Source organism: Flavobacterium panacis (assembly GCF_024649945.1).
GTDB classification, from domain to species: domain Bacteria; phylum Bacteroidota; class Bacteroidia; order Flavobacteriales; family Flavobacteriaceae; genus Flavobacterium; species Flavobacterium panacis.
The window spans coordinates 65,122-90,484 of sequence record NZ_JANKMS010000002.1; the positions used below are offsets into that span (position 1 = coordinate 65,122).

24 protein-coding genes and 1 pseudogene are annotated in these 25,363 nt (G+C 32.8%); 19 read left to right on the forward strand and 6 right to left on the reverse strand.

Annotation, left to right across the window (positions count from 1 at the left end; translation table 11 throughout):
* The first annotated feature begins 207 nt into the window (after positions 1–207).
* From rlmD to NQQ59_RS05195, 3 genes are read left to right on the forward strand one after another with little or no spacing between them, the layout of a single operon-like run.
* Positions 208–1,620, forward strand: coding sequence for a 23S rRNA (uracil(1939)-C(5))-methyltransferase RlmD (rlmD, locus tag NQQ59_RS05185; RefSeq protein ID WP_144214536.1), 1,413 nt, complete (start codon positions 208–210; stop codon positions 1,618–1,620).
* Between the two features lie 7 nt (positions 1,621–1,627).
* Positions 1,628–2,158 (forward strand): DUF6452 family protein, encoded by a 531-nt coding sequence (locus tag NQQ59_RS05190; protein WP_144214538.1) that lies wholly within the window; start codon positions 1,628–1,630, stop codon positions 2,156–2,158.
* Positions 2,130–2,945 carry a DUF6048 family protein gene (locus tag NQQ59_RS05195; protein ID WP_144214540.1) on the forward strand — a complete coding sequence of 272 codons (816 nt, stop codon included), beginning with the start codon at positions 2,130–2,132 and terminating at the stop codon, positions 2,943–2,945. Before NQQ59_RS05190 ends, NQQ59_RS05195 begins: the two co-directional genes overlap by 29 nt.
* Positions 2,946–3,054: 109 nt before the next feature.
* On the opposite strand, the gene NQQ59_RS05200 is transcribed toward NQQ59_RS05195, so the two are convergent.
* Positions 3,055–3,291, reverse strand: a complete 237-nt coding sequence (locus NQQ59_RS05200) for a hypothetical protein (protein WP_144214542.1) — start codon at positions 3,289–3,291, stop codon at positions 3,055–3,057.
* Between the two features lie 182 nt (positions 3,292–3,473).
* Positions 3,474–4,631: a THUMP domain-containing class I SAM-dependent RNA methyltransferase gene (locus NQQ59_RS05205; RefSeq protein WP_144214544.1), complete on the reverse strand. Its 1,158-nt coding sequence runs from the start codon at positions 4,629–4,631 to the stop codon at positions 3,474–3,476.
* 146 nt (positions 4,632–4,777) lie between these two features.
* Between NQQ59_RS05205 and NQQ59_RS05210 the strand changes: the two genes are divergently transcribed.
* Both NQQ59_RS05210 and NQQ59_RS05215 read left to right on the forward strand, forming a co-directional pair.
* On the forward strand, positions 4,778–5,542 hold the full coding sequence (locus tag NQQ59_RS05210; protein ID WP_144214546.1) for a class I SAM-dependent methyltransferase: 765 nt from the start codon (positions 4,778–4,780) through the stop codon (positions 5,540–5,542).
* A 94-nt stretch (positions 5,543–5,636) separates the two neighbouring features.
* On the forward strand, positions 5,637–6,305 hold the full coding sequence (locus NQQ59_RS05215; protein WP_144214548.1) for a ZIP family metal transporter: 669 nt from the start codon (positions 5,637–5,639) through the stop codon (positions 6,303–6,305).
* 134 nt (positions 6,306–6,439) lie between these two features.
* Here the strand turns inward: NQQ59_RS05215 and NQQ59_RS05220 are convergent, their stop codons facing one another.
* A complete protein-coding gene (locus NQQ59_RS05220; RefSeq protein ID WP_144214550.1) occupies positions 6,440–8,818 on the reverse strand; it encodes a TonB-dependent receptor domain-containing protein in 2,379 nt (792 codons plus the stop codon).
* A 156-nt stretch (positions 8,819–8,974) separates the two neighbouring features.
* Entirely contained in the window at positions 8,975–10,123 is a 1,149-nt protein-coding gene (locus NQQ59_RS05225; protein WP_144214552.1) for a helix-turn-helix domain-containing protein, read from the reverse strand.
* A gap of 165 nt (positions 10,124–10,288) precedes the next feature.
* Between NQQ59_RS05225 and murQ the strand changes: the two genes are divergently transcribed.
* The 5 genes from murQ (at position 10,289) to NQQ59_RS05250 (ending at position 12,619) form a co-directional block, all read left to right on the forward strand.
* Entirely contained in the window at positions 10,289–11,101 is an 813-nt protein-coding gene (murQ, locus tag NQQ59_RS05230; protein ID WP_144214554.1) for an N-acetylmuramic acid 6-phosphate etherase, read from the forward strand.
* A gap of 179 nt (positions 11,102–11,280) precedes the next feature.
* Positions 11,281–11,502, forward strand: coding sequence for a DUF6095 family protein (locus NQQ59_RS05235; RefSeq protein WP_144214556.1), 222 nt, complete (start codon positions 11,281–11,283; stop codon positions 11,500–11,502).
* A gap of 27 nt (positions 11,503–11,529) precedes the next feature.
* A complete protein-coding gene (locus NQQ59_RS05240) occupies positions 11,530–11,760 on the forward strand; it encodes a hypothetical protein (RefSeq protein WP_144214558.1) in 231 nt (76 codons plus the stop codon).
* Positions 11,745–12,059 (forward strand): type II toxin-antitoxin system RelE/ParE family toxin, encoded by a 315-nt coding sequence (locus NQQ59_RS05245; protein ID WP_144214560.1) that lies wholly within the window; start codon positions 11,745–11,747, stop codon positions 12,057–12,059. Before NQQ59_RS05240 ends, NQQ59_RS05245 begins: the two co-directional genes overlap by 16 nt.
* The gene (locus tag NQQ59_RS05250) at positions 12,047–12,619 is read left to right on the forward strand and encodes a pentapeptide repeat-containing protein (protein ID WP_144214562.1); all 573 of its coding nucleotides are present in this window, start codon (positions 12,047–12,049) and stop codon (positions 12,617–12,619) included. The genes NQQ59_RS05245 and NQQ59_RS05250 overlap by 13 nt, the downstream gene beginning before the upstream one ends.
* Positions 12,620–12,623: 4 nt before the next feature.
* Here NQQ59_RS05250 and NQQ59_RS05255 read toward each other — a convergent pair whose 3' ends face one another.
* On the reverse strand, positions 12,624–13,427 hold the full coding sequence (locus NQQ59_RS05255) for a DNA alkylation repair protein (protein ID WP_144214564.1): 804 nt from the start codon (positions 13,425–13,427) through the stop codon (positions 12,624–12,626).
* A 130-nt stretch (positions 13,428–13,557) separates the two neighbouring features.
* On the opposite strand from NQQ59_RS05255, the gene NQQ59_RS05260 reads away from it, so the two are divergent.
* The 9 genes and pseudogenes from NQQ59_RS05260 to NQQ59_RS05300 form a co-directional block, all read left to right on the forward strand.
* The gene (locus tag NQQ59_RS05260; RefSeq protein ID WP_144214566.1) at positions 13,558–13,908 is read left to right on the forward strand and encodes a winged helix-turn-helix transcriptional regulator; all 351 of its coding nucleotides are present in this window, start codon (positions 13,558–13,560) and stop codon (positions 13,906–13,908) included.
* An 11-nt stretch (positions 13,909–13,919) separates the two neighbouring features.
* Positions 13,920–14,495 carry a DUF1572 family protein gene (locus tag NQQ59_RS05265; protein ID WP_144214568.1) on the forward strand — a complete coding sequence of 192 codons (576 nt, stop codon included), beginning with the start codon at positions 13,920–13,922 and terminating at the stop codon, positions 14,493–14,495.
* 16 nt (positions 14,496–14,511) lie between these two features.
* Positions 14,512–14,976, forward strand: coding sequence for a hypothetical protein (locus NQQ59_RS05270; RefSeq protein ID WP_144214571.1), 465 nt, complete (start codon positions 14,512–14,514; stop codon positions 14,974–14,976).
* Positions 14,977–15,110: 134 nt separating this feature from the next.
* Positions 15,111–15,482, forward strand: a complete 372-nt coding sequence (locus NQQ59_RS05275) for a DNA topoisomerase IV (RefSeq protein ID WP_144214573.1) — start codon at positions 15,111–15,113, stop codon at positions 15,480–15,482.
* Positions 15,483–15,706: 224 nt separating this feature from the next.
* Complete coding sequence (locus tag NQQ59_RS05280; RefSeq protein ID WP_144214575.1) at positions 15,707–17,626, forward strand: DUF294 nucleotidyltransferase-like domain-containing protein; 1,920 nt, start codon at positions 15,707–15,709, stop codon at positions 17,624–17,626.
* Between the two features lie 2 nt (positions 17,627–17,628).
* Positions 17,629–18,264, forward strand: coding sequence for a 3'-5' exonuclease (locus NQQ59_RS05285; RefSeq protein ID WP_144214577.1), 636 nt, complete (start codon positions 17,629–17,631; stop codon positions 18,262–18,264).
* 155 nt (positions 18,265–18,419) lie between these two features.
* A complete protein-coding gene (locus tag NQQ59_RS05290; protein ID WP_186296571.1) occupies positions 18,420–19,898 on the forward strand; it encodes a PhoX family protein in 1,479 nt (492 codons plus the stop codon).
* A gap of 71 nt (positions 19,899–19,969) precedes the next feature.
* On the forward strand, positions 19,970–21,754 hold the full coding sequence (locus tag NQQ59_RS05295; RefSeq protein ID WP_144214581.1) for a cytochrome-c peroxidase: 1,785 nt from the start codon (positions 19,970–19,972) through the stop codon (positions 21,752–21,754).
* 146 nt (positions 21,755–21,900) lie between these two features.
* A pseudogene (locus NQQ59_RS05300) lies at positions 21,901–22,557 on the forward strand (AAA family ATPase); the annotation flags it as partial.
* Positions 22,558–22,619: 62 nt separating this feature from the next.
* Here the strand turns inward: NQQ59_RS05300 and NQQ59_RS05305 are convergent.
* Complete coding sequence (locus NQQ59_RS05305) at positions 22,620–25,340, reverse strand: DNA gyrase/topoisomerase IV subunit A (RefSeq protein WP_144214583.1); 2,721 nt, start codon at positions 25,338–25,340, stop codon at positions 22,620–22,622.
* Between the last annotated feature and the right edge of the window lie 23 nt (positions 25,341–25,363).

Genomic DNA, 25,363 nt, shown 5'->3' on the forward strand with positions numbered 1-25,363 from the left:
AACTTTTTTTAAGAAAGCTGATCTGGGACAGTTTGTGGTACAACTTCATAAAAATGGGACAATCTCTGTAGGTTAATATTGTAATACGATGGAGTTTCTTACAAAACAAAATTAACTTTTATCCTTTAAAAACTAATTTTTTGATGAATTTCTAAAAATTTTGTAAAATTAAATTTGTAAAAGTTTTCAAAGGTTTATTTTTGCGCTATGGGAAGAAAAAATACAGACAAAGTTGTCTTTCATCAAATTCAAGTTCTTGATGCTGGTGCAAAAGGAGTTTCAGTAGCCAAAGCACCTGACGGAAAAGTTATCTTTATTCCGAATGTAGTGCCTGGAGATGTGGTTGACGTACAAACATTCAAAAAAAGAAAGGCTTATTACGAAGGTAAAGCCGTAAAATTTCACGAATTATCAGATTACAGAGTTGATCCAATCTGTGAGCATTTTGGAGTATGTGGAGGATGCAAATGGCAGAATATGAAATACAGCCAGCAGCTTGCATTTAAACAAAATGAAGTTAAAAATCATTTACAAAGAATAGGAAAAATTGAACTTCCGGAATTTGAAGACATTTTAGGTTCTGAGAAACAGTTTTTCTATAGAAATAAAATGGAGTTTTCTTTTTCAAACAGCCGATGGTTAACGGAGAAAGAAATTGGAAGCACAGAAGATTTAGGTAACAGAAATGCATTAGGATTTCATATTCCGAAAATGTGGGACAAAATTCTTGATATTAATAAATGTCATTTACAAGAAGATCCTTCAAATGCCATTCGCAACGAAATCAGAGCGTTTGCAAACGAGCACAATTTAGCGTTTTTCAATCCGAGAGAACATTCTGGATTATTGAGAACAGTGATGATTCGTACCGTTTCTACTGGCGAAATCATGGTTTTAATTCAGTTTTTTGAAGAAGACAAAGAAAACAGAGAATTAATTTTAGATCATTTATACGAGAAATTCCCTCAAATTACCTCTTTACAATATGTGGTAAACGGAAAACCAAACGATACGATTTACGATCAGGATGTTATTCTTTATAAAGGAAGAAACTACATTTTGGAAGAAATGGAAGGTTTAAAATTCAGCATTAACGCAAAATCTTTCTACCAAACCAATTCGGATCAGGCTTATGAATTGTATAAAATAACAAGAGACTTTGCTGATCTTACTGGAAATGAAGTTGTTTACGATTTATATACAGGAACAGGAACAATTGCGCAGTTTGTTTCTAAAAAAGCTAAAAAAGTAATTGGTGTAGAAAGTGTTCCTGAAGCCATTATTGATGCTAAAGCCAATACAGAACGCAATAATATTACCAATTGTGAGTTTTTTGTTGGAGACATGAAAGTAGTTTTCAACGAAGCTTTTATTGCACAACACGGAAAACCAGACGTTATTATTACTGATCCACCACGTGACGGAATGCATAAAGATGTAGTGGAACAAATCTTAAAAATTGCTCCAAAACGAGTGGTTTATGTAAGTTGTAATTCTGCAACTCAGGCACGTGATTTGGCTTTAATGGACGAGAAATACAAAGTTACCCGCGTGAGACCTGTAGACATGTTTCCGCAGACACATCATGTTGAAAATGTTGTACTTTTAGAACTTCGATAAAAAATAAATGAAAAAAATAATCTCGTTTTTACTGCTCTTTACTTTTGGCTTATCAAGCTGCGAGAAAGATGATATTTGTGACGGAAATACTCCAACAACTCCAAGATTGGTTATTACTTTTTACGATAACGCCAACCCGACAAAAACCAGAAACGTCAACAATTTGGAAGTAATTGGTGAAGGCATGGAAGAAGGAATTGTTTTTAATGAAAATGCTATCGATAGTACAAAATACTTAACTAGCGGCAGCAGTGTCATGATTCCGTTAAAAGTGAGCGATAGTACTGTTACTTATAAATTTATCTATAACGCAAATAGTACCACATCAAAGAATACAGATGTTATAAAATTCAATTACACTACTCAAAATGTATATGTATCAAGAGCCTGTGGTTTTAAAACTATTTTTACTCTAAAAACTCAAGATCCTTTTGTTCAGACAGACCCAGATGGGGATACTGTCTGGATGACAGACGTGCAATTGTTTAACCCAAACATTGAATCCGAAAATGAAACACACATTAAAGTATTTTTCTAGCATTTTCTTAGTGTTTTCAATGTCTTTAGGGTACGCGCAGGAAACACAGGAAACTACAGTAAAAAAAGAAGTTACTCCCAAAAAACCTAAAACTGAAACTGCAAAACCAGAAATTCAGGAAGTAAAAAAAGACAGCATCATCAAAACGGATCGTTACGGTCTTCGTGTTGGTGTTGACTTATACAAACTTACCCGAGGTCTTTATGATAAAGATTATAAAGGAGTAGAATTCGTTGGAGACTGGAGATTGACAAAGAAATATTATCTGGCTGCTGAATTAGGTTATGAAAATAAAACAACAGATGATGACCGATTAAATTCATCTGCTTCGGGAACTTATCTAAAAGCTGGATTTGATTATAATTTCTACGAAAACTGGCTTGACATGGAAAACCTAATCACAATCGGACTTCGTGGTGGTTTTAGTTCTTTCAGTCAAGATTTAAACAGCTATAAAATCTACAATCCGAACCCGTATTGGGGAGAATTACCTGCTTTAACAACAAACCAAAAATATAGCGGACTTTCTGCTAGTTGGCTGGAAGTTGCGATGGGGATAAAAGCAGAAGTTTTTGATAATGTTTTTGTTGGTTTTGGAGTACAACTTAAACTTCTTGTAACCAATAAAAAACCAAGCGGATTTGACAATCTTTATATTCCTGGTTTCAACCGAACTTATGACGGAAGTTTTGGAGTAGGATTTAATTATACTGTCTCTTATTTCATTCCGATTTACAAGAAAAAAATAAAGATTCCTCAGATACAAGAAGTTTCTAAGAAAAAATAGTCTTTTTTAAAGGTTCTAAGATACTAAGACGCTAAGGCACTAAGCTTAAAAAGGCTTAAATTCAAAAAAATATTTGAATTTAAGCCTTTCTTTTTTGGAGAAATTTTAATTATCCTATTTCTTTAATTCCTTTCATAAAAAGCCATTTCATAAAAAGTTTTTCTCCGTCTTTTGTTCGAACAGCCTGAAATTTAGGTCCGATAATTGTTCCGATTACAAAAGCAGTCAAAGGAATCCATATTCCAGTTAAACCAGTATAAGCGGCGATTAAAAATCGAAACGCAAGAAACAGGATTGCAAAAGCAGCTAATTGATATAAAAAAGCTCTTAATTGTAGTTTTGACATGTTTTTATTTTTTGAGTTGCTAAGCTGCTAAGGGGCTAAGTTGCTAAGTTTTTTCTTAACAACTTAAATTATTAAAAGCTTAATTTTTTTTTAGTTGCTAAGTTAATAAGACACTTAGTTGCTAAGTTTTTTTCTTAATAATTTTAAAACTTAAAACCTTAGCAACTAAGTATCTTAGAAACTTAAACCTGAAATTTCGTTCTCTTACTTCCTTCGTACATTTCGTATTTTACTAAACGTGCTTCAAGACTTCCGTTAAAAAGCTTGATTTTTCTTGAAGGTTTTAGACCTACGAATTTTAAAGCTTCTAAGTTTGCTGTAATAAACCAGGCATTTGTCCCTGGATAATTTTTCTTTAGCGTATCTCCAATACTAGCGTAGAATCTTTCCATATGAATGTCCAAACGCTCATCGTAAGGCGGATTGAAAACAATATGAAGTTTACCTTCTGTTTCTTTTTCTGTATCAAAGAAATTCTCTTCGTAAACCTTTATATAATCCTCTAAATTGGCATTTCTTATATTGTCTTTGGCTTTGCTAACCGCACTTGGCGCTTTATCATAACCTTTAATTGTATAATGAAATTCTCTCGTTTTCTTCATTAAACTATCAATAATTTTATCAAATAGATCATTGTCCCAATCTTTCCATTTTTCAAAAGCAAATTCTTTTCTGTTGATGTTTGCTGGAATATTGCAAGCAATCATCGCCGCTTCTGCAAGGAAAGTTCCAGATCCACACATTGGATCAAGAAAATGACTTTGTCCGTCCCAGCCTGATAATAATAAAATTCCAGCAGCTAAAACCTCATTAATTGGCGCAATATTCGTTGCCGTTCTATAACCACGCTGATGAAGAGAAGCTCCAGAAGTATCTAAAGCTACAGAAACCTGATCTCTATCGATATGAATATTGATTTTTAAATCTGGATATTGTTTATCAATACTTGGGCGTTGTCCCGTTCTTTCTCTAAACTGATCTACAATGGCATCTTTACATTTTTGAGAAACAAATTCAGAATGATTGAAATAAGTAGAATGAACCGTTGCATCAATTACAAAAGTCTGGTTGGCATTTAAATATTTAGACCAGTTTAACCCCGAAACACCTTTATACAAGGCTTGTTCGTTGTTTGCTCTAAAAGAATAAATTGGTTTTAACACTTTAAGCGCCGTACGCAAAGATAAGTTGGCTTTGTACATAAAACCTTTATCCCCCTTAAAACTCACCATTCTCACTCCTTTTTCAACGTCCTGAGCTCCAAGGTCACGCAATTCTTTTTCTAATATTTCTTCAAAGCCAAAAAAACATTTGGCAATCATCTTAAAATTTTCTTCCATCTTTCTTTTAAATTAAAAAAACTAAAAATTCAAAAGACACTCATTTGCATCTCTTCATAATGCAACAATGTATCGCACCTAAATAGTTATTTTTCGGCAAAAATACACTAAATTTGCCGGACTTTGAATTAATTGAAATAGAATAAATGTCTGAAAAGCATAACGGATCTGTCCAAAATCAAGAAGGCAACAATCAAAACTGGTATTCTTCCTGGTTTGATACTCCTTATTATCATATTCTTTATAAGGATCGCAATTATCGTGAAGCGCAAGTTTTCATGGATAATTTGACGCACTATCTTAATCTGCCTGAAAAGGCAAAAGTATTGGATTTGGCCTGTGGTAAAGGACGTCATTCTATCTATTTAAATCAATTGGGTTATGATGTTTTAGGAGCCGATCTATCTGAAAACAGCATTGCCGAGGCAAGTAAAAACAGCAACGATACACTTCATTTCAAAGTTCATGATATGCGTGAACCATTTGAAGAAAAGTTCGATGCTATTTTCAATCTTTTTACGAGTTTTGGTTACTTCGAAAGCGACGACGACAATCTAACAACTTTAAAAGCAATTAAAGAAAGTTTATCTGAATATGGTTTTGCCGTTATCGATTTTATGAACGTAGCAAACGTGATTGAAAATCTTGTTCCAGAAGAAACAAAAACCGTTGACGAAATTGATTTTCACATCAAAAGATACGTTGAAGATGGACATATTTTCAAAGAAATAGATTTTGAAGACCAAGGCAGAAAATATCATTTTACAGAAAAGGTAAAAGCCTTAACTTTAAAAGATTTTCAAGATTTAATGGACGAAGCCGGAATTTTCCTTCTGGACATTTTTGGAGACTACAAACTCAAAAAATTCCATAAAACTGAAAGCGAAAGATTAATCATGATTTTTAAATAGGTTTAATCGTCAAACCGTTAATTTGTTTAATCGCTTAAACAAACTAACAAAAAAACCGATTAAACGATTAAACAATTAAACGATTAAACAAAAGATGAATTATCTACTACCTTTATTTTCTGTACTTTTAGGATATAGTGTGGCTTTGTTTATTAAACCAAAAAACAAAACCAATTTAAAATTACTGCTGGCTTTCAGCGGTTCTTTTTTATTGTCATTAACCGTAATGCACCTTCTTCCTGAAGTTTACGAATCTCACAATCATAATATCGGAATTTTTATCATGATCGGAATTTTATTCCAGATCATACTCGAATTTTTCTCAAAAGGAGCTGAACACGGGCACGTTCATGGACATGCAAAAATGTCTCAAATTCCGTGGCTTTTATTCTTTAGTTTGTGCATTCATGCTTTTTTAGAAGGATTTCCTGTTAGTCATCATCATGGTTTAGCAATCGGAATTGCTATTCACCACTTACCTATTGCCGTGATCTTAACAACATTTTTTATCAATGCGGATTTAAACAAAAAAGCCATTTTCGCTTTCATGCTTACATTCGCTGTAATGACACCATTAGGAACAGTAGCATCAGAATTTCTTCCCATATTAAATGATTATTACACCGAAATAACAGCAATGGTCATTGGTATTTTATTCCACATCTCTTCAACAATTATTTTTGAAAGCAGCGAAGGACATAAATTCAATATCGCCAAAGTTTCTATGATTGTTCTCGGAATTCTATTGGCTTTCTTTTTATAATGAGTTAATTAGAAAATGTGTCAATTAGCTAATGAGAGAATTTTTTAATTTAAGACGAAGAAAAAAAATACCTAACAGGTTTTAAAAACCTGTTAGGACAATTATCTAATTATCTAATTGACTAATTATCTCATTTAATTAGCTCTCTTTCTCTCCTCTTGATTTCCAAAATTACGTTCCTTCATGTTAATCTTTTTATTTCCAAAATTGTAAACTACGGACAAACGGACAAAACGATTGCTTTCATTGTTACTATAAACTTGTTTTACGCCATTTACTACCGAAGTAAAATCTTTTAAATAAGAAGTATTAAAAATGTCATTGGCTAGAAATGCAATTTGCATCGTTTTATTAAACAAATCTTGTTTGAATCCAATATCAAAACTAGAAGTATATCCTATTTCATATAATCCTCTTTTAAAAGGTGTACTGTAGTTAAAATCAATTTGAAGTTTTGTGTTTTTTCCTAAAACGAATGTATTATTTGTTGTAAAATCAATCTGCAAACTGTTTGATGGCATTGCATCAATATCTTTAATAAATTCCGTTTTTGCACCTAAAAAATATAACGAATTTTCACTTTGCCACCAATCTGCAAAAGTTGCAGAATACGTTTCTCCTAAGCCATAATTTAAGCTTTTAAAATAATTATCACGCGTTACAATTTGCGTATTCGTTTCTGGATTTGAAGTAAACAAAACGCCATAACCATTTGTAATTAAATTTACAGTAACACTTGTTCTTAGAATTTCTTTATACGAATGAGCAAACTCAAAATTATCACTAAATGAAGGCTTCAAAAACGGATTTCCTTCAGAATAACTATTACTGCTAATATAAATTCTGAACGGATTCAATAAATCAAAACGAGGCCTATTAATTCTTTTTCCATAATTCAAACTGAAATTATTATTCTCATTCTTTTTGTATGAAGCAAATACTGTTGGAAAAAGTTTTAAATAATTGTTTACCGTTTCCTGATTCAGTGTTTCTGAAAATCCTGTAGTTTGTGTATTTTCAAGTCGCAATCCTAATTGAAAATTCCATTCTTCGTTTATTTTTTTATCACCGTTTATATAAACTGCCTGATTACTTTCTGTGTATTTAAATCGGTTTGATTGATTTGTATCTAAAACAGGAGTTCCCGTAATTGTATCATAAAAAAGCATATCGCTTACACTATTTGTAAAACTCACTTTGGCTCCATAAGATAAATTCATCACTTGAAGCGGATGTTCCATATCTGCCTTAAAACTCAAATTATCAATATCCTGATTCGAGATATTTCTTCCAGATTGATTCACATCAACAAAAGTTCCGTCTGCTAAATAATTATTTGCAACAAACTCACGATCAAATTTTGAATTATAATTAAAGTAATCTGCATCAAATGATAATTTTCGGTTTAACGAATCTAGTTTTGTAATCAAATGGGCATTGTACGTTTGATTGTTTGAACCTCTGTCTGCAAAACTGTTGTTTACAATGTAATGTTGCAATTGATTTTGTGTATTGTACTTATTGACGACAATATCTGATTGAAAATCTGGATTGTTTCTATCATTTAAAATTTGAAAACCGATTGTCGTTTTTTCTGAAAAATCATAATCTAAAGCTATTTTTGCAGACAAGTTTTCATTTTTTAATTTTGTGGTTGCATCCATTCTGGAAAGTCCATCCTCAAAATAGACATCCGAAATTTCATCTATACTCTTATATCCTGTTTTTCCGTTAACACTTGCAGAAAAACGAAATTTGTTCTTGTTGTAAAAGAAATTATCTCTCAAAGTAAAACTTCCATATTTATTTTGATCGTAAGATGTTGTAGTCGTATTTTTCCAGGAGTCACGAACTCCTTTTTTCATAATAATATTGATCAATCCGCCAGTTCCCTCTGCTTCGTATTTTGCAGGCGGATTGCTAATTATTTCAATATTCTTGATATCATTTGCTGAAATTGATTTCAAAAAATTATTCAATTCTTCACCCGTTAATTCAATAATTCTTCCATCAATCATAACTCTCGAAGTTCCTTTTCCTAATATATTAATTGTATTGTTTTGCACTACAACACCAGGAGCAGTATTAATAGCGTTCAAAGCATCTCCTCCTATATTTGCAACATTATTTTCAAGATTATATATTATGCGATCTGTTTTTTGCTCAATTGTTTTCTTTTTAGATTGAATCACAACTTCAACCAATTTGGTTTCGTTTTCTTTGAGGATAATAGTTCCCAAATCAGTGTTTTTTTCTAGGGAAATTTCCTTTTCATAATCCGCAAAACCCAAAAGACCAATTTTAATTTTATAAAAACCATTAGTAAGATTTATTTCAAAAAAACCATCTTCTTTAGTTGTAGCTCCATTAATAATTTTTCCTTCTTTATTTAATATCGAAATTTCAGCCCATTGTACAGATTGGGTTTCGCTAGCGACTTTTCCTTTTAATGTTGATTGTGCTAAACAAAACAAAGGCAATAGTAATAAGATTAGGAGATTTAATTTTTTCATGATTTCTAATTTTAACTTGTTCGATTAATTTGAAGCAAAGTTGCCTTAGAAAACTTCCCTATGCGACCGACAAAAAAAAGTCGAACCATTTTCTCAAATAGAAATTGGTTCGACTTTATTAGCTAAGGCGTTCGACTTTTTACAAAACCTTTATTTTCAACTATTTCTGTACGCTGTAGGTGTTAAATTGGTATATTTTTTAAATGAAGTATTAAAAGAGGATTTCGAATTAAAACCTACTTCATATAATATTTCCAGAACCGTAAGCTGGCTTTTAGTTTGATCTTTTAAAATATGCATGGCTTTTTGAATGCGATATTCATTCACAAAATCAAAAAAATGCTGATCGATATGATGGTTAATCAAAACAGATAAATCACGAACTGGAATTTCAATTTGATTAGAAAGCTCCTGAATCGTGAGTGAAGGATCAAGAAAAGGTTCTTTTTCTTCCATATACTGCTTTAATGTCGAAATTTGAGAAGAAATAACTTTATCCTCAACCTCTATTGTTTTTGAGACTTTAACTTCTTCCTTTTCTGTAGAAAGAAACTCTTTTGTTAATTGCAAATTAGAATTGATTCCTCTAAAAAGTTCCGGATGATTTAATGCTTTCATTATAAACCAGCAAATGACACTTAAAGCCATAACGATCATCAAAACATTTCCCCATAGAAAAACATCTCTCGAAGCAGTATAACGCAACAAATTTTTTGAAGCCGTAATAGAATGCATTACCACAAAAACACAATTCATCTGGAAAAGCCATTTATAGGTAGACGTACTTGGATTCGTATAATTTTCAAGATAAATTCTTTTGTATTTTCTTAAAACTAAAAATATACTCACAATATAAAACCAATATTGAAATTCGATTAGAATCTGAAAAAAGTAAATTTCAAACATGGTACTGTAATGTTCTAAAATAAACTGCTTTTCAGCGCCCGATTTCAGATAAACCCTTGGCATTAAAACAAAATTCATTACAACAAATGGAAGTGTATAGATTAAATGCTTCCATTTTAATCTAAAATCAGAATAACAAACTGCCAAAACATATAAATAGATCAATGGCATCTCCAATAAACACACTGTGCTTCTGAATAAATCTATATTTATGTATTCTAAAGGAAATGAATAATCCATCAGCCCGCTAAAATCAATAGCTGAAAAAATGATAAAACAAGCAAACAATCTATTAGCCAGTTTATTTTCCGTTTTTACTGTAAGTAAAAAAAGTGCCAACAATAACGAAACAAAGACAGCAATACGGGCCACGCTATCTAAAAATCCTAATTTATCCATTTATCGTATATATGAAACAAATATAATATTTTAGTTGGTGTAACAAAGAACCTCAAAAATCGTCTTTAATAACAAAAAAACGAATAAAGTAAAGATTATAAATCTTTGAATTTTGCAAGATTGGAATAAAATATATTAATTTTGGCGAGTCTAAATAACGATAAAATGACATTTACGAAAACCACGGAACAATCATCGAAATATGAGCATTTAGAGAAAATGTCTATTCATGAATTGTTGACCAATATTAATCAAGAAGACAAAACTGTTCCTTATGCGGTCGAAAAAGCTTTACCTCAAATAGAAGCTTTAATTCCGCAAATCGTCTCTAAATTAAAATTAGGAGGCCGATTATTTTATATTGGAGCAGGAACTTCTGGTCGCCTTGGTGTTGTTGATGCTTCAGAATGTCCGCCAACATTTGGTGTTCCTTTTGATTTAGTAAATGGTATTATTGCGGGTGGTGACACTGCCATTAGACGTGCGGTAGAAAACGCCGAAGACAGTACAACAAATGCTTGGATTGATCTTCAAAATCATAAAATCGACTCAAATGATGTTGTAATCGGAATTGCAGCTTCGGGTACAACTCCTTATGTTATCAGTGGTTTAGAAGCTTGTAACCAAAATAATATTATTACGGGTTGTATTACGTGTAATGAAGGAAGTCCGTTGGCATTAACGGCTCAATTCCCGATTGAAGTGGTTGTTGGTCCTGAATTTATAACAGGAAGTTCTAGAATGAAAGCCGGAACTGCCCAAAAATTAGTTCTTAATATGATTTCGACTGCAGCTATGATCCAGCTTGGAAAAGTGAGAGGAAACAAAATGGTTGATATGCAGCTAAGTAATATCAAACTAGTTGATCGCGGCGTTAAAATGATTATGGAAGAAATTCCAGTTTCTTATGAAGAAGCTTCAGAATTATTAAAAAAATACGGCAGCGTGAGAAATGCTGTTGATAATTATAGAAAATAAAAAGCTTTGTCTGGTGGTTTAACCGCAAAGCACGCAAAGTTCGCAAGTTTTATTTACAAAGCTTTGCGAATTTTGCGTTTTATTTTAGGGTTATAATGTAAAAAAACTTTGCGACCTTTGCGTTTAAATACAAGTCAACAACTTGAAACAAAAGAAACCTGAAACTTGAAACAAACTAAATGGCAGCAAATAAAGAATTACTAAGAAAAGGAGTTACATATCTAACAGGCGCTCTGCCTTTGATGTTTTTAGGTCCGTCAATGATTTATAATGCTTTTCAAAATCAGCATACCAACTGGCATTATCTTGTTTTAGGAATTGGAATTGTAGCTTGTTTATCTTCTATGGTTTTGATCTTTTTAGGGTTGAAAATCATTATGAAAGGTATATTTAACGACTAATTTGTATCTTTACTAAAATTCTTTGTTATGGATATACAAGCAGAAATAAACTGGATTCATCAAGAAATTGATAAAGTGAAAGATCCTTCTTTTGTTGAAAAACTAAAACACCTCCTACAATCTATCAATAATACCGCAATTGACTCAGATACAGCTTATAATTTAGATATTGAAAATGCCTTAGAAAACATTAAAAAAGGTAATTTTTATACTGAAGATCAAGCAAAAGAAATTGCGAAAAAATGGGGAAGAAAATAATTTGGTCAAGCGATGCTTTAAACCAGTTAGAGGACATTCATTTTTACATTTTCTTTGAAAGTAAATCATTAAAAATTGCTGATAAAGTAGTTAATACTATTTTTGATAGTACTGAAATACTTAAAACACAGCCTGAAATTTATAAACTTGATAAACAAAAAACTAATAATGATGGTAGTTTTAGAGTTTATTCCGTTTATGATTATGCTGTTTCTTATCAAATAACAGAGGAAAATATCTTTATTCTTCGAGTGCGTCACAACGCACAAAAACCTAAAAAACATTCATGGAAAGTCTAATTCACATTCAGAAAACATTCGAGAAAGTTGTTTACATCGATAAAAAAATAAACAATCGAGAGTTTGAAGATTGTGTGTTTAAAAACTGTGATTTTTCAAACAGTAATTTTAATTCGAATACTTTTCTGGACTGCGAGTTTATTGACTGCAATCTTTCTATGACGAGTTTGGCTGGAACGAGTTTGAAGAATGTCACTTTTAAAAACTGCAAACTTTTAGGAATCGCTTTTAATGAATGTGACGATTTCTTGTTTCAAGTTTATTTTGAAGAATGTACTTTGGATTATGCGTTATTTTCGAACAAAAAAATGCCCAAAACCAAGTTTATCAATTCTTCAGTTCGAGAAGTAACTTTCATTGGAACCAATTTAACCAGTTCTGTTTTTGATAATTGCGATTTGGACGGCGCTATTTTCAACGAAACGCAATTGGCATCTGTCAATTTTAAAACAGCTTACAATTATAAAATTGATCCTGAATTTAATCCGATGAAAAAAGCGCAGTTTTCTACAGAGGGAATTGTCGGACTTTTAGATAAATATGATATTAAAATTGTTTAAGCGATTACTTTTCGATTGTTCGTAATGCCTTTTTTATAATGTATAGTGTTTCTTTTGTGGCACTCTCTTTTTTCCATTTCTCACATAAATCTTTTACAAAATCCGGTCTTGTTTTACTGGCATCATTGAGCCAATTGCCAACACTATCCTGAACATACTTGGAAGAATCAGATTTTAAAGCATTTAAAATCTTCAAACTTAATTCTGGTTCTTGTTTCAATTTTTCGATATGTTCACACCAAACGCCTCTCGGGCGAGTCGCTTCGGTTGCAAAACGTCTAATATTTTCGTCTTCGCTTAAAGTCCATTTCAAAAGTATTTCAAGGCTTTCTTCTAAATTTCTTATAATACTCGAACGAATTGCTAACCATGAAATTTCTCTAACACCAAAATGCTTATCGGCTGCAAGAAACTGAATTTGCGCTAAAATTTCTTCTATCTTAAATTCTTGATTTTTCCCAATTGTATAAGCAGACCAGCATCGCACCACATCCGATTTATGTTTCGAAATGATGGAAAGTATATCCGAATCGTTATTAAGAATTGACTCTGCTAATATTCCTGTCCCAATTGTTTCATTTATAGTATTGACCGTTTGCTTTTTTAAATTTCTAATATCTGTTAAAATAGGTTCCAAATATTCCATTCGGTTAGACTCTTTCAACACATTTTCTAAAAGCTTCGTTTGATTTACCGCAAGCCATTCTACCAAATTTGCCGTTTCGATTTCTCCTTTATTGAGCTGTTCTAAAACCCAAGCTGGAATATCTTTTGTCGATCTGGCTCCTTTACGCTTTATCTCTTCCATAATTTTTACTTTGATTCACGCAATCGTTTAGTATCCTTAAAATTTTGATTATTTTTGTAAATATCGGAAAGCCTGAGAACACTGGCAATACCGCATATTTTTGTCCCATAGGGATATAAAAGTCAATTTTATGCAAACAAAGGAACGAAGCGAAGAAAATAAAATCTGTCCATTGGAAATTGCTGTGAATACAATAAGCGGAAAATGGAAAATTCCAATTGTCTGGCAGATTAATGAAGGAAAAAAAAGACCGAGCGAATTTTTAAGAGGCATTGCAAAAGTAGACCGACGCGTTTTAAATCAGCAGTTGAGTGAAATGGTGGAAGATGGTATTTTAACCAAAGAATCTTTTAATGAATTACCACCAAGAGTTGAATATTCTCTGACTGAAACTGGAAAACAATTGGTAGAGATTCTGTGGAAACTAAACGATTGGGGAAAAATATTAATTACTGAAAATAAAGTTGAACTTCAATCTTAAAATAGCAAATCATGAAAGCTGACGAATCTTATTTAGAAAGTGCTAAAAAACAGTTTTTGTATTATAAAGCTCTAGGTGAAAAAGCAATCGATCAACTCGAACCAACACAACTTTTTGTTTCTTTTAATGAAGACACCAACAGCATTGCGACTATTATAAAACACATTTCGGGCAATATGCTTTCGCGCTGGACCGATTTTTTAACTTCTGATGGTGAAAAAGAATGGCGAAACCGTGATGCAGAATTTGAAAATGATCTGCAATCTAAAGAAGAAGTCTTGGAAGTTTGGAACAAAGGCTGGAATTGTCTCGAAAATGCTTTAGAAAACTTGAAACCAGAACAACTTTCTGATATCATTTATATTAGAAATGAAGGTCATACGGTAATTGAAGCCATAAATCGTCAATTAGCGCATTATCCCTATCATGTTGGGCAGATTGTTTTTTACGCCAAACAATTGAAAAACAGCGAATGGAATAGTTTATCGATTCCGAAGAATAAATCGGGAAATTACAATGCTGAAAAGTTTGCCAAAGAAAAAGAAATCAAGAACTTTACCGACGATGAACTAAAAAGATTGAAATAACATATCTTTTCAAAATATGAAATCAAAAAACAACGAAACACATCATTTTTTGCCTAGTGGCGAATGGGAAGGTTTTTATTGTTATTCTAACTCCCCACAACAGCACAAAATGTCTATTAGTTTAAATTTTTCCAATTTGAAGGTTAATGGTTCTGGAACTGATGATGTGGGATCTTTCAAATGGAATGGCAATTATAATCTGGAACAGTTTAAAATCAAGATGGTTAAAACTTATCCTACTCATCCTATTAATTACAAGGGAGATATTGACGAAAATGGTATTTGGGGAATGTGGGATAATCCAGAAGATTTAAGCGTTTTTGATGAATACTCGCCCGCATTTAAACAACAAGTAAAGGCAATGACATTCGGAGGATTTCATATCTGGCCTAAAGCAGTAGGTGGCGAATCTAAAGAAGAAATGAAAGAAGAAGTCAAAGAATCCAAAAAGCTAAAAGAGTTTTATATCCCAAAAGTTTAAATTAAATACAACTGCTTCTTATTATCCTAATGCCCTAGCCCTGATTGAAATGGAAATCCTTTTTGTTTTTTTCTTTAAAAAATAAAAAGATTGGAATGGAAAGCAGGATTAGCTCCTAAAAAAACTTATTTAAAATGAAAAAATTTATATTCTTATTTCCGGTACTGGCTTTAGTATCTTGTTATAATACCGAACACAATTGCAAAGATTTTAAAACTGGAAAATTCAAATTTGAAACAGAAGTCAACGGCGTTAAAAAAACAACTTATTTTGAACGCAAAGAAGACATCGAAATCGAAACTTATGAAGGAAAAACAGATACTGCAACGATTCGATGGGTAAGTGACTGCGAATATGTTCTTCAGAAAAAACATCCAAAGAATATGGCTGAAGAAAAAGCCATCAGCATGAAGATTCTAACTACTTCTAAAGATTCGTATACTTTTGAATTTGGTCTGGTTGGTTCTGAAGAAAAACAACGCGGTACAGTTCATAAAGTAGATTAAAGTACTGATTTTAAAACACACAAAGCTCCAAATTTTGGGGCTTTTTTTCTGCCACGAATTTCACCAATTTCCACAATTTTTATTGTATCAAATTAATTCGTGGAAATTGGTGAAATTCGTGGCAACCATTAAAACTTTGTCTCTTTGCATCTTTGCAACTTTTATTAACGTGTTTCTTTTACATTTCTATTTTAAATAGTACATTAGGACTTTAATCTAGCCACATGAAAAATACCATTTCGCAGAGAGTTGCTGACTTTTTAAAAGGATATCCGCCCTTTAATTTTTTGCATCAGAAAGATTTAGAAAAACTGTCTGAACAGATTTCAATTATATACAAAGAAAAAGATTCGGTGATTTTTGCTGAAAATGATAAAACCCATGATTCTTTTTATGTGGTGCATAAAGGCGCCGTTGCCTTGAAAAAAAGCACTAAAAACACTGTTTTAGACATGTGTGATGAAGGCGATATCTTTGGTCTTCGTCCGCTTTTGGCTCAGGAAAACTATATTATGGAAGCCGTGGCTCACGAAGAAAGTATTTTATACGCGATTCCGATTGCGGTTTTTAAACCTTATGCTCTTGAAAATAGAAATGTTGGTAATTTCCTGATTGAAAGTTATGCTTCTAATACCCGAAATCCGTACTCGGATATTCATAAAGATAAATTGTATGGGGATGATTTGCTTAATGAAAATCTTCAAACTAGCAATCATTCGTTTGATTTAGCACCAATCAAATATTCTAAAAAAATTGTAACCTGTAGTCCATCAACAACAGTAAGAGATATTGCAAAAATCATGGGCAAGAAAAAAGTCGGTGCGATTTTAATTGTAGACGAAATGCTTCCTATTGGTATTTTGACCGATAAAGATCTCCGAAACAAAATTGTGACGGGAGAATTTCCTATCGAAACAACTGCCGAAACAATTATGACAAAACCTGTAATTACCTATCCTAAAAAAATGACGGTTACAGAGGCACAAATGGCGATGATGAAAAGTAATATCAGCCATTTGTGTTTGACGAAAGATGGAACCGTAAATACAAAAGCAGTCGGAATTCTATCGAAACATGACGTTATGGTCGCTTTAGGAAACAACCCTGCTGTTTTGATCAAAGCGTTAAAGCGAACTAAAAAGATTAAAGAAATAAAGCCAATTCGCAACCAAATCATGCAATTACTGCAAGGTTATTTGGATCAAAATATTCCGATGACGCTGATTACCAAAATCATTACCGAACTTAATGAAGCTTGTACCACGCGTGTTATCGAAATTTGTATTGAAAAAATGAGCAGTCCGCCACCTGTTAAATTTGGCTGGCTCGCACTTGGAAGTCAAGGAAGAGGCGAACAAATGTTGCATACGGATCAAGATAACGCCATTGTTTATGAAAATGTAAATGAAGTTTTTAGAGATGAAACTAAAATTTACTTTTTAAAACTGGCTGGACACGTTAATAAAGGTCTTTTTGAAATTGGTTATGATTATTGTCCTGCCGATATGATGGCTTCGAGTCCGAAATGGTGTATGAGTTTGGACGAATGGAAATCGCAAGTACATCATTGGATTACTAATCCTGGTAAAAACGAGGTATTGCTTTCGTTTATTTTCTTCGATTACAGCATGACTTACGGCGATTCAGATCTTGTAAATCAATTGTCTGATTCTATTTTTGAAGATGTTAAAGCCAACCCTATATTTTATATGCATTTGGTGAGTGGAGCTTTGCAAAGTCCTTCTCCTACTGGTTTCTTTAGACAATTCTTAGTAGAACAAGATGGTGCCAACAAAGATAACTTTGACATTAAACGAAGAGCTTTAATGCCTTTGACTGATGCGGCTCGTGTTTTAATTTTATCACATTCTATTAAAGGAATCAGCAACACCGCAGAACGTTTTGAAAAACTGGCGGAATTAGAGCCTAATAATAGAGAATTGTATTTATCTTGTTCGTATTCGTTTAAAGCCTTACTGAAATTTAGAACCAAACAAGGATTATTGCACCATGATTCTGGGCAGTTTATAGAATTGGAATCTTTAACCAAAATGGAAAAAATTAAACTGAAACGTACTTTTAAAACTATAAAAGAACTTCAGGAACTTATTTCAGTACGTTTTAATATCTCAAATCTGGTATAATCATGAGTTTATTCAATTTTTGGAAAAAAGAAGAAAACAATCTGTTTGATGAAAACATCACGATTGAAGAAACTCGATTTGTGGTTTTAGATACGGAAACCACAGGTCTTGATTACGATAATGATCGTATGTTATGCATTGGAGCGCTTGTACTTCAAAACGGAATTATCAATATCCAGAATAGTTTTGAAGTATATCTGGAACAAGAGCATTACGATAAATCGACAGCACAGATTCATGGCATTCTAAAAGATTTATTAGTCAAACGTCCAAGCGAATTGGAAGCTTTACAACAGTTTTTGGATTTTCTAGGAGATTCCATAATCATTGCACATCATACTATTTTTGATGTTACGATGATCAATAAAGCTTTAGAACGAAACGGACTTCCGCAATTAACCAACAAAACTTTGGATACGGCTTATTTGTATAAAAAAACGCTGATTCAATCGCATTTGTTTGAACGAAAAGATCATTATACTTTAGATGATTTGGCCGATAAATTTGATATTTCTAAAAAAGATCGTCATACTGCTTTGGGCGATGCGTATATTACAGCTATTGCATTTCTAAAGATTGTTAAAAAACTGAAAGAGAAGAAAGCAACTAACCTAAATCAGCTTTTTAAACCGCTTTAAGATTTTTTTAAGAGTCTTAAATTTACATTCAAAACCTTTAATTTACTATTTCATAATAATAGACTTACAATTATTAGCATTAAGAAAAAATTAACATAACCTGTATTTTGTTTTAGAGAGATAGCTTTGTGCTAATCAAAAAAACAAAAACAATTATGAAAGCTAACTTTTTAAAATCAATTGCCTTGTTGGGAATTGCAGGATTCTCTGTAATCTCTTGTCAAGATGATGACAAAAAATCCTCGAATGAAGTAAATGCGAATATCGATTTTACTTCACATTCAAAAGTTCCTGCGTTTGTATACGCTATGACTGGTTTTGAAAACCTAAAAATCAGTACTTTAATTGCAAGTACAGATGTACTTCCTGAATCTCCAAAATTTATTTACGGTGCTCAGCCTGATGGTGCTGGACTTATGAAGAATCCAAATGGAGAGGGTTATATCATGATTACCAACCATGAAATTTTACAATCTGTTTCTAGAGTTTATTTAGATAAAACTTTCAAACCTGTAAAAGGTGAATATATTGTTGATGCTGTTGGAGGTTTAACACGTTTGTGTTCTGCAACTTTGGCTACTCCAGAAATTCACGGTTTTGGACCAATCTTTTTAACTGCTGGAGAAAGCGGACAAGAAAGTATGGTTCACGGAATTGATCCTCTTGGATTAGCGACAGATAAAGCGAGAAAAGACAGAGTTTTACCAGCTTTAGGAAAAGCGAGTATGGAAAACGCTGTTCCACTTCCAAAAGAGGCTTATCCTGGAAAAACAGTTATTTTAATTGGTGAAGATCAATCTTACGCAACTTCTCACGTAAGTGCTGGACAAGTAATTATGTATGTAAGTACAGTTGGTGATTTATCTAACGGAAAACTCTACGCTTTAAAAAGAACGGATGGAAATCAGGTAGAAACGGATATCAAATTGAACAGCAGTTATCCAGTTGAATTCGTTGAAATTCCAAATGCTAAAAACTTAACTGGAGCTGTAATCAACACAACAGTAAACGATTTAAAAGCAATCCGTTTTTCTAGAGTTGAAGACTTAGATTACAGAAAAGGAAGCGCTACAAATAACAGAGAAGTATATTTTACTGCTACAGGTCAGGCAACTAATAATGCTCCTGTTGATGGTTATACTATGTGGGGAAGAGTTTATAAATTAAAATTAGATGCTTCAAACCCATTAAAAGGAACATTAGAATTAGCCGTTGAAGGAGACAGTACTCCAGGAACTGGAATTATTAATCCTGATAACTTATGCGTAACTGAAAACTTTGTTTACATTCAGGAAGACGGAGACAGCTATTATGCAGACGCAAAACACGATTCATATATCTGGCAATATAGCATCGCTACAAAACAAAATAAACCATGGTTAAATATGAACCATAAAAGAACTGATACGGCTTGGAATGCATTGTATAACCCAGTTGGAGAAATGAAATTGGGAAGCTGGGAATTTGGAGCTATGGAAGATATCTCAGACATTATTGGTGTTCCAGATACTTTTACAGTAAACATTCACCCTCACACTTGGCAAAGTTCTGATTTCAAAAATGCTGACGGTTCAGGAACTAGCAGCAATATTGAAGGTGGTCAAACGGTAATTATTAGAAACGTACAACGATAATAATTCTTGTTCAAATCAATAAAAGACAACCCTTATTTTCGAATAAGGGTTGTTTCTATTACAATACTATTATGAAATTAAAGCACTTTACTTTTTTATTTCTAAGCTTGTGTTTGTTCTTTTCCTGTAAAGAAAATGAGACTTCAAAAGCAACAATCAAACAAGATTTACTTATTAATTTAACCAAATTAAATAATGAAATTGTTCATTTTCAGAAATTAGTTGATGCTAATTCTTCTCAGAAAGAAATTGTAGAACAATTTAAAAAGTCACGCCTATTATATAAAAAAGTCGAATGGGCAATTGAATATTTTGTTCCCGAAACGGCTCGTTTTATGAATGGTCCAGCGTTGGACGAAATGGAATTGGAAGAAAACAGGTCTTTTGAACCTCATGGTTTTCAGGTTATCGAAGAAATGATTTATCCCGAATATAAAATTGAAGATAAAGAAAGCGTAACAAGAGAATTGAATATTTTCAAAGCCAATATCAAACAATTGGAAAGTACATTTGAAGTCATCACAATTTCAAATGATTATGTCTTAGATGGACTCGAACAAAACGTATTCCGAGTTATTACTTTAGGAATTACAGGTTTTGATAGTCCCATTTTACAATCCTCAATTCCTGAAACTGGAGAAAGTCTAATTTCTATTGCTCAACCTCTTGAAATTATTAATTCTTCTAATAAATCATTAGCAGAAATAAAAAAACTAACCACAAAAGCAAAGCAATATTGCAAAGACAATAATAACTTTAATGCTTTTGACAGAGCTTTTTTTATCACAGAATATTTAAATCCGATTTCTAAAAAGATAAAGGCTTTTCAGAAAGAAGAAAATATTAAAAACGTAAAAAAAACAAATGTGCTGAAGCCTGAAATTGAAACTTTATTTGATAAAGACGCTTTTGACGTAAATGCATTTGTACTTTCAAAAGAGTACAATTTTACAGCGGACAAAGCAAAACTAGGCGAAAAATTATTTTATGATACCAGTCTTTCAAAAAATAATGACAGAAGCTGTGCCAGTTGTCATCATCCAGAAAAAGCTTTTACTGATGGTTTAAAAACAAACGTTTCATTAACAGGTTCAAATTTAGCCCGAAACACTCCTACTCTAACCTATGCTTCTTTGCAAAATGCTCAATTTTGGGACATGCGTCAATTAGATTTAGAAAAACAAAGTGTAGATGTGATTCAGAATAAAGATGAAATGCACGGCTCAATGGACGATATTCATACTAAAATTCTTTTGAATAATGAATATATCAGTCTTTTCAAAAAAGCATATCCCAAAACAGCAAAACCAGAAGCTTGGCAGATTCAAAATGCTATTGCCAGTTATGTACGTTCTTTAAATGCTTTCGATTCTAGATTTGACGAATATATGAGAGGAAATAAAAACGCTTTAAACAAAGAAGAAATTGAAGGAATGAATCTTTTTATGGGAAAAGCAAAATGTGCAACCTGCCACTTCACTCCTTTGTTTAACGGAACTGTTCCGCCAAGTTATTCTAAAAGTGAACATGAAGTTATTGGAACACCTGAAGATGCATCAGGCAAGAAATTGAGTCCAGATAAAGGTCAATATTTATACAATGAAATGCCTCAATTAATCGGTGCTTTCAAAACTCCCACAGTTCGAAATGTAGCTGTAACAGCACCATATATGCATAATGGAGTTTTTAAAACTTTAGAAGAAGTAGTCGACTTTTACAACAAAGGTGGCGGGCAAGGTTTAGGTTATGAAGTAGAAAACCAAACACTTCCTTTTGATGAATTGAAACTGACTAAAAATGAAGAAAAAGCACTTGTCGCTTTTATGAAAACACTTACGGATAAAAAATACCAGTAAAAACCAGAATAAAACCTTAATTGAACAGAAACGCCGAAAATGTATTTTCGGCGTTTTTTATCCTAATCGACAAACATGCGATACGGAAACACATTTGACGATTTACTTTTAAGGTTTTTCAAAAAGCTTTCACATAGATAATTCCACTCGTTGGGTCGCCCCCAGGATATGTCGGAAGCGACGTTGGTGGGCTGCTAGTAAATAAGATTAGACAAAAGCCCTACTCCATTGTTTTATTTGATGAAATTGAAAAAGCACATCCTTCTGTTTTCGATATTTTTCTGCAAATTATGGACGAAGGAAAACTACACGATCGTTTGGGAAAAGAAGGTGATTTTTCGAATGCGATCATTCTTTTTACTTCAAATATTGGATCGGACCATATTGTAGAAACATTCAATAAAGGTCAAATCCCAAATTCAATTTCTTTAATGGAAATAATGGCAAATTATTTCCGACCTGAATTTTTAGGCCGATTGACTGAGATTGTACCTTTTGCGCCTATCACTAAGGAGAATGCTCTTAAAATATTTGAGGTACATCTTAAAAAAGAATTTACCGATTTATTGAAAAATATTAAAATAAAGGTTGAAATACCAATTGAGGTCAAAACCTATCTAGCCGAAAATGGCTTTAATGCAAAATATGGAGCAAGACCTATTAAAAGTATTATAAGAAGTCATTTAAGAAGACCATTAGCAAAGAAAATAATTTCGGGAGAAGTCAAAGATGGTGATACTGTTTCTGTTGTTATTGAGAACAACGAAGTCAAATGGATTACAGAAGAGATTATTCCAGTTTAAAATTAATCGAAACAATGCACATAAAAAACGCTAAGAAATCAATCTTAGCGTTGTTCATTTTTTTATTCTAAAACTAAGCCTATTTGGCCATCGTCGTCTAATTCTGTTTCAACAGGATCGTCTTCTGAAATTTCTGGTCTTTCAGGAACTTCTTCAACTGGCTCTTCGTAAGGAAGTGGCTCTAATAAATTAACTTGTCTTAATTTATCTGTTGTCAATTGGTTTCCTAAAGCTTTAAAACCTTTTACAGCTATAAAGTCTTCCACGTCTATGTGAAGATCGTCTTTTTGAACTCCTTTTACCTTCGCAAAAACCAATTGTGCCACTGGACGATAATCTGTTGATACAATTTCTAACTGAGAATTCGGGTGATCTGTAATAAAACTCTCTTCCTTAGTTTCATTTTCGACAAGGAAACGTTTTAAGAAATAGCGTTCTTTTTCACCATCGTAATAAATGGCAGAAATTGGTTTTTTAGGTTTCCATTTCTCCAAAACAATCATGTCTTCCTCAAAGTGAGTTGATAATTCAGGGATGATAACCTTTAATTTTCCACTTTGACTGATTACTAATATTTTATCACTTGGTTTAAATTCGCCTAACAATTCTCCTCTCGCGTCAACATTCAGACGTTTTACGGTATCATCGAACCAAACTTTTCTTGGCAGTAGAGTCGAAATTCCTTTTTCTTTTAATTCAATTTTCTTGATCGGATATTTAGTTACTAAATTTCCTTTTGAACCACGACCTTTGATGGCCAATTTAGCAAAATCAATATCGAATTTCAGTTTCTTAATCGTTCCAACCTGACGCAGTAAAATAGTCACAACCTCAGCTTCTCCGTTTGGATTATGCGAAAAATAAACTACCTGTGAACCATTTGTTCCATTTGTTAAATCGTAAGCTTTATCACGTGTTACTCCGGTAACATTAAAACGCTTTATGTATGATGGCCCCGATTTACCATCACGATACATCATGTTGTAAATAGTTCGTTTATCATTTTTATCAAAAACGGCCGCGTGTATAATATCTTTTCCGATAAAAGTTTTAGCATCGACTTTTGTAATCATCAAAGTTCCATCGCGTAAAAACACGATAACATCATCAATATCAGAACAATCACCTACGTATTCGTCTTTCTTTAAACTTGTTCCCACGAAACCTTCTTCACGGTTTACGTATAGTTTTGTGTTACGTAAAACTACTTTTGTAGCCTCAACGTTATCAAAAACACGAAGTTCAGTCTGACGCTCACGTCCTTTTCCGTATTTCTCTTTTAATTTGGCAAAATACGCAATAGCAAAATCGGTAAGATGTTCTAAATTGTATTCTACCTCTTTCATTTCTTCTTCTAACTTCGAAATCAATTCGTCGGCTTTATCAGAATCAAAACGAGTGATACGAATCATTGGGATCTGAGTGAGTCTTTGTAAATCATCGTCATTGATTTCTCTTACGAATGATTTTTTGAAAGGCTCAAATCTATCATACAAATATTTATATAATGATTCTCTGTCTCCGTATAATTTGAAATCAATGTACATTTCTTCTCTAATGAAGATTTTCTCCAAAGTAGAGAAATGCCATTTATTTTTTAATTCTTCTAATTGAATTTCTAATTCCTGACGAAGTAAATCAACCGTTCTTTCTGTTGAAATTCTCAACATTTGAGAAACACCAATAAACAACGGTTTGTTATCTTCAATAACACATCCTAGAGGTGCTACAGAAGTTTCACAGGCTGTAAACGCAAATAAGGCATCAATTGTTTTATCTGGCGAAACTCCTGGAAAAAGATGAATTAAAATCTCAACATCGGCAGCAGTATTGTCTTCAATTTTCTTGATTTTGATTTTACCTTTTTCATTAGCTTTCAAAATACTGTCAATCAAACTCGAAGTATTGGTCGAAAACGGAATTTGCGTAATCACCAATGTATTTTTGTCTAATTGTGAAATTTTAGCACGTACACGCACACGTCCGCCACGCATTCCGTCATTGTAATTCGAAACGTCCGCGATACCTTGCGTCATAAAATCAGGATAAAGCGTAAACGGTTTTCCTTTTAAGATTTTAATCGAAGCGTCTATTAATTCGTTGAAGTTATGAGGTAAAACTTTCGTTGACAAACCTACCGCAATACCTTCTGCTCCTTGAGCCAAAAGCAATGGGAATTTTACTGGAAGATTATTTGGTTCAGCACGACGTCCATCATATGAAACTCCCCAATCGGTAATTTTTGGAGAATACAAAACCTCCAAAGCAAATTTAGATAAACGTGCCTCGATATAACGGGGAGCTGCCGCACCGTCACCAGTAAGGATATTTCCCCAGTTTCCTTGGCAGTCAATCAACAAATCTTTCTGACCAATTTGTACCATTGCATCACCAATACTCGCATCTCCGTGAGGGTGATACTGCATAGTGTGCCCTACTACATTGGCAACTTTATTATAACGACCATCATCCAGCTCTTTTAAAGAGTGCATAATACGACGCTGAACAGGTTTAAATCCGTCTTCGATTGCAGGAACAGCACGCTCTAGAATTACATACGAAGCGTAATCCAAGAACCAGTCTTTGTACATTCCGGTTACTTTCGTAATAATGTCTTCGCCTTCTTCTTCCTGATTTTCGTAAAAATGCTGTCCTTCAAAATGTTTAGCATCTACATCGATAATCTCATCGTCATCTCCATTTTGATTGTCATCAATCTGGTTTTCATCCTGATTATTCTCGTTGTCGTTTGGAATTATGTTATCGTCTTCTTCGTCTTTCATTTTTATGCTGAATTTATTTTCAG